The sequence below is a fragment of the Cellulomonas sp. P4_B5_2 genome, from assembly GCF_056402235.1.
The window spans coordinates 1-4,374 of record NZ_JBFUHU010000319.1 but is presented as its reverse complement, the minus strand read 5'-3'; the positions used below and the strand labels follow the sequence as shown (position 1 = coordinate 4,374).

The window sequence follows — 4,374 nt, the reverse complement described above, 5'->3', positions numbered from 1 at the left end:
GAACGGGCAGCGGGTCCGCCGCAGGGGGGACCTCCGCCTCGACGCGGGCGTGCCGTGCGGGGACGGCGAGCCGCAGCACGTCGTTGAGCGTGCCGGCCCAGCGGTCCGCGACCGCGCGCGCCAGGCGGGCGACCTGGGGCGTGAGCACGGGCTCGGCGGACACGACCTTGCGCACGGGCTGGAGTGCGCCGTCGTGCTCGGCCTCCTCGACCCGCTCCAGCACGTAGCCGTTGACGTCCTGGCCGCCGAACCGCACCTTGACGCGGGTGCCCGGCACCGCGGTGTCGGCGAGCGCCGCCGGCACCGCGTACTCGAACACGCGGTCGAGGTGGTGCGGGACCAGGTCGACGCACACCCGGGCGATCGGCAGGTGCTCGGCGAGCGGGGCACCGCCGACCGCAGGGCGCGCAGGCCGCTTCGGCTGCGGCAGGCCCTCGAGCATCAGCTGCTCACCGCCCGCGCTCACGCCCACGCGCCCATCAGAGCATCCGCTGCCCACGCAGGACCGGGAACGGCTGCGGCAGGCGTCAGCCCACCGCGGACTGGAGGTCCGCGACGCGGTCGGTGCGCTCCCAGGTGAACTCCGGCAGCTCGCGGCCGAAGTGCCCGTAGGCGGCGGTCTTGCGGTAGATCGGCCGCAGCAGGTCGAGGTCGCGCACGATCGCGGCCGGGCGCAGGTCGAAGACGTCGCGGATCGCGCTGGTGAGCCGCTCCAGGGGCACCGTCTCGGTGCCGAACGTCTCGACGTACAGGCCCACGGGGTTGGCCTTGCCGATGGCGTAGGCAACCTGGACCTCGCACCGGCGCGCGAGCCCGGCGGCGACGACGTTCTTGGCCACCCACCGCATCGCGTAGGCGGCGGACCGGTCCACCTTCGACGGGTCCTTGCCGGAGAACGCCCCGCCGCCGTGACGGGCGATCCCCCCGTAGGTGTCGACGATGATCTTGCGGCCGGTCAGCCCGGCGTCGCCCTGCGGACCGCCCACGACGAACGTGCCCGTCGGGTTCACCAGCAGGCGGAAGTCGGTGGTGTCGAGGTCGAGCTGCGCCAGCACGGGTGCGATGACGTGCTCGGTGATGCCGGGGCGCAGCGTGGTCTCGAGCTGCACGTCGGGGTCGTGCTGCGTGGACAGGACCACCGTGTCGAGCCGGACCGCGCGGTCACCGTCGTAGCCGATGGTGACCTGGGTCTTCCCGTCGGGGCGCAGCCCGGGCAGGATCCCCTCCTTGCGCACGAGAGTCAGGCGCTCGGCGAGCCGGTGCGCCAACCAGATCGGCAGGGGCAGCAGCGACGGGGTGTCGTCGCTGGCGTACCCGAACATCAGTCCCTGGTCGCCGGCGCCCTGGGCGTCCAGCGGGTCGAGGTCGGACGCGTCCTCGCGGACCTCGAGGGCCTTGTYGACGCCGGCGGCGATGTCGGGCGACTGCTGCCCGATCGACACGGAGATGCCGCACGAGTCGCCATCGAAGCCGATCGCCGACGAGGTGTACCCGATCCCCTTGACCACCTGGCGCACGATCTGCGGGATCTCGACGTACGCGCTGGTCGTGACCTCCCCGGCGACGTGCACGAGACCGGTGGTCACCATCGTCTCGACCGCCACGCGGGCCTGCGGGTCCTGCTCGAGCATCGCGTCGAGGATGGCGTCGGAGATCTGGTCACAGATCTTGTCCGGGTGCCCCTCGGTCACGGACTCGGACGTGAACAGGCGCATGTCGGGCTCGGTCATGGCGGACAGCGTAATAGGAGCGGTCCGCAGCCGGGGCGACATCTCAGGCGCGCGCGACGACCGCGTCCCAGACGGCGTCGGCCACCACGTCCTTGCTCCCCGCGGCGGTGCCCACGATCGCGCCGGACCCGTCGAGGATCGTGACGTCGTTCGCGTCCGTGCCGAACCCCCGGCCGCCGCCCACCGCGTTGACCACCAGGAGATCCGCGCCCTTGCGTCGGGCCTTCGCCTGTCCGTGCTCGAGCACGCTGCCGGAGTCGTCGCCGGTCTCCGCCGCGAAGCCCACCACGACCTGCCCGGCGCGCAGCCGGTCGTGGGCCAGCTCCGCGAGGATGTCGACCGTCTCGACGAGCTCGAGCACCGGGGCGCCGCCGCCCGGCTCCTTCTTGATCTTGCTCTCGGCGCTGGTGCGTGGGCGGAAGTCGGCCACCGCCGCGGCCATCACGACCACGTCCGCGTCCTTCGCCGCCGCGCGCACGGCGTCCCTCAGCTCGGCGCCGGTCTCGGCCCGGACCACGTCGACGCCCGTCGGGACCGGGACGTCGAGGTTCGCGGCCACCAGCGTCACCCGGGCACCCCGGGCGAGCGCGGTCCGTGCCAGTGCCACGCCCTGGCGGCCGGACGACCGGTTCCCCAGGAAGCGCACCGGGTCGAGCGGCTCACGCGTGCCGCCGGCGGAGACGACGACGTGCCGACCCGCGAGGTCCTGGGGCAGGTGGGAGACCAGGGCGAGCGCGGCGGCGGCGATCTCGTCGGGTTCGGGGAGTCGTCCGGGCCCGGTGTCGGTGCCCGTCAGGCGGCCCGCCGCGGGGTCGAGCACGTGCACGCCGCGGGAGCGCAGCGTCGCCACGTTCGCGACCGTGGCAGGGTGCTCCCACATCTCGGTGTGCATCGCCGGCGCCAGCAGCACCGGGCAGCGGGCGACCAGCAGAGTGGCGGTCAGAAGGTCGTCCGCCTGACCGGTCGCGGCGCGGGCCAGGAGGTCGGCCGTGGCGGGGGCGACGATCACCAGCTCGGCCTGCTTGCCGACGGCGACGTGCGCCACCTGGTCCACGTCCTCGAACACGTCCGTCGTCACCGGCTGCCCCGACAGGGCCTCCCACGTCGCGCGCCCGACGAACTCGAGCGCCGCACGCGTGGGCACCACGCGGACGGAGTGGCCGTCCTCGCGCAGCAGACGCAGGAGCAGGACGGCCTTGTAGGCGGCGATCCCGCCCGCGACGCCGAGGACGATGTGCATGGGGGCAGGTCAGCCCTCGGTGGCCTCGGAGGTGAGCAGGCCGGCGTCGATCTCGCGCATCGCGATCGAGAGCGGCTTCTCCTGCGGGCGCGTGTCCACCAGCGGGCCGACGTACTCGAGCAGACCCTCGTTGAGCTGCGAGTAGTAGGCGTTGATCTGACGCGCGCGCTTGGCCGAGTACAGGACGAGCGCGTACTTGGAGTCGGCGCGCTCGAGCAGACGGTCGATGGGCGGGTCGGTGATGCCGGTGGGGGCGGCGACGGTTCCGGACACGGTGATCTCCCGTACGTAAAGGGGTTGGACTGCCCTCATCCTACCTGGTCGCGATGCCCATCCCGCGGACCAGCTCGTCGGTCGCCCGGTGGACGTCGTCGTTGACGATCACCTGGTCGAACTCGGCCTCCGCGGCGAGCTCCACGCGCGCGGTCTCCAGGCGGCGCTCCCGCTCCTCCGCGTCCTCGGTCCCCCGGCCGACCAGCCGACGCTCGAGCTCCGCGAACGACGGGGGCGCCAGGAAGACGAAGTGCGCGCCGGGCATCGACTCGCGGACCTGCCGCGCACCCTGCAGGTCGATCTCCAGCAGTGCCGGCAACCCGGCGGCCAGACGCTCCTCGACGGGCCGTCGCGGCGTGCCGTATCGGTTGCGTCCGTGCACGACGGCCCACTCGAGCAGGTCGCCACGCTCGACCATGGCGTCGAACTCGTCGCCCGTCACGAACAGGTAGTGGACCCCGTCGACCTCGCCGGGCCGAGGGGGCCTCGTGGTCGCGGACACCGACAACCAGACCTCGGGATAGCGGGTCCGGACGTCGGCGGACACGGTGCCCTTGCCGACGGCGGTCGGTCCGGCGAGAACGGTCAACCGGGCTGGCGTCGTCGTCATGGGTGGCGCGGTGCTCCTCGAGATGCGCGGCGCGGCCCCCGACGTCACCCGAAGCGGTCGACGAGAGCCTTCACCTGGTGCGGCCCGAGACCACGCACGCGACGCGTCTCGGAGATTCCGATCTCGGAGATGATCGCACGCGCCTTGACCTTGCCCACGCCAGGCAGGGACTCGAGGAGCGCGAGGACCTTGAGCTTGCCGATCGTCTCGTCCGCCTGCCCCTGCGCGATCACCTCGGAGAGGGTCCCCTGCGAGTACTTGAGGCGATTCTTGACCTCAGCGCGGGCCTGCCGGGCGGCGGCGGCCTTCTGGAGCGCTGCCGCTCGTTGTTCGGGAGTCAGCGGAGGGAGTGCCACGCGCGTCACCTTCTCGTCAGTGGGCCGGCGACCCACGTGGAAGTGCGCGGGATCGTGAGAACGAAACTAGCGAGCGCCACCCTCATCGGCAATGCGGACGCGCGTTCAGCCGCCCGCGACACCATCGACCTGTTCGGCCATCTGGCCTTCCTGCTTCCCTTCAGC

At 72.7% G+C, this 4,374-nt stretch carries 6 protein-coding genes; all 6 read right to left on the bottom strand.

Going from position 1 to position 4,374, the window contains the following annotated elements:
* The coding region (locus tag AC1DUQ_RS18440) for a primosomal protein N' family DNA-binding protein (RefSeq protein ID WP_477074306.1) at positions 1–472 on the bottom strand (472 nt) is incomplete at its 3' end.
* Positions 473–527: 55 nt separating this feature from the next.
* Positions 528–1,730 (bottom strand): methionine adenosyltransferase, encoded by a 1,203-nt coding sequence (metK, locus tag AC1DUQ_RS18435; protein WP_477074305.1) that lies wholly within the window; start codon positions 1,728–1,730, stop codon positions 528–530.
* Between the two features lie 43 nt (positions 1,731–1,773).
* Positions 1,774–2,970 carry a bifunctional phosphopantothenoylcysteine decarboxylase/phosphopantothenate--cysteine ligase CoaBC gene (gene coaBC / locus AC1DUQ_RS18430; protein ID WP_477062005.1) on the bottom strand — a complete coding sequence of 399 codons (1,197 nt, stop codon included), beginning with the start codon at positions 2,968–2,970 and terminating at the stop codon, positions 1,774–1,776.
* A 9-nt stretch (positions 2,971–2,979) separates the two neighbouring features.
* Complete coding sequence (gene rpoZ, locus AC1DUQ_RS18425) at positions 2,980–3,243, bottom strand: DNA-directed RNA polymerase subunit omega (protein WP_028046344.1); 264 nt, start codon at positions 3,241–3,243, stop codon at positions 2,980–2,982.
* Between the two features lie 40 nt (positions 3,244–3,283).
* Entirely contained in the window at positions 3,284–3,853 is a 570-nt protein-coding gene (gene gmk, locus AC1DUQ_RS18420; protein WP_477062004.1) for a guanylate kinase, read from the bottom strand.
* A gap of 44 nt (positions 3,854–3,897) precedes the next feature.
* Positions 3,898–4,209: an integration host factor, actinobacterial type gene (gene mihF / locus AC1DUQ_RS18415; protein WP_028046342.1), complete on the bottom strand. Its 312-nt coding sequence runs from the start codon at positions 4,207–4,209 to the stop codon at positions 3,898–3,900.
* Positions 4,210–4,374 lie beyond the last annotated feature (165 nt).

Bases quoted from the DNA above. Each gene is read 5' to 3' on its own strand.
- coaBC (WP_477062005.1), bottom strand. From the start codon at position 2,970: ATGCACATCGTCCTCGGCGTCGCGGGCGGGATCGCCGCCTACAAGGCC.
- gmk (WP_477062004.1), bottom strand. From the start codon at position 3,853: ATGACGACGACGCCAGCCCGGTTGACCGTTCTCGCCGGACCGACCGCC.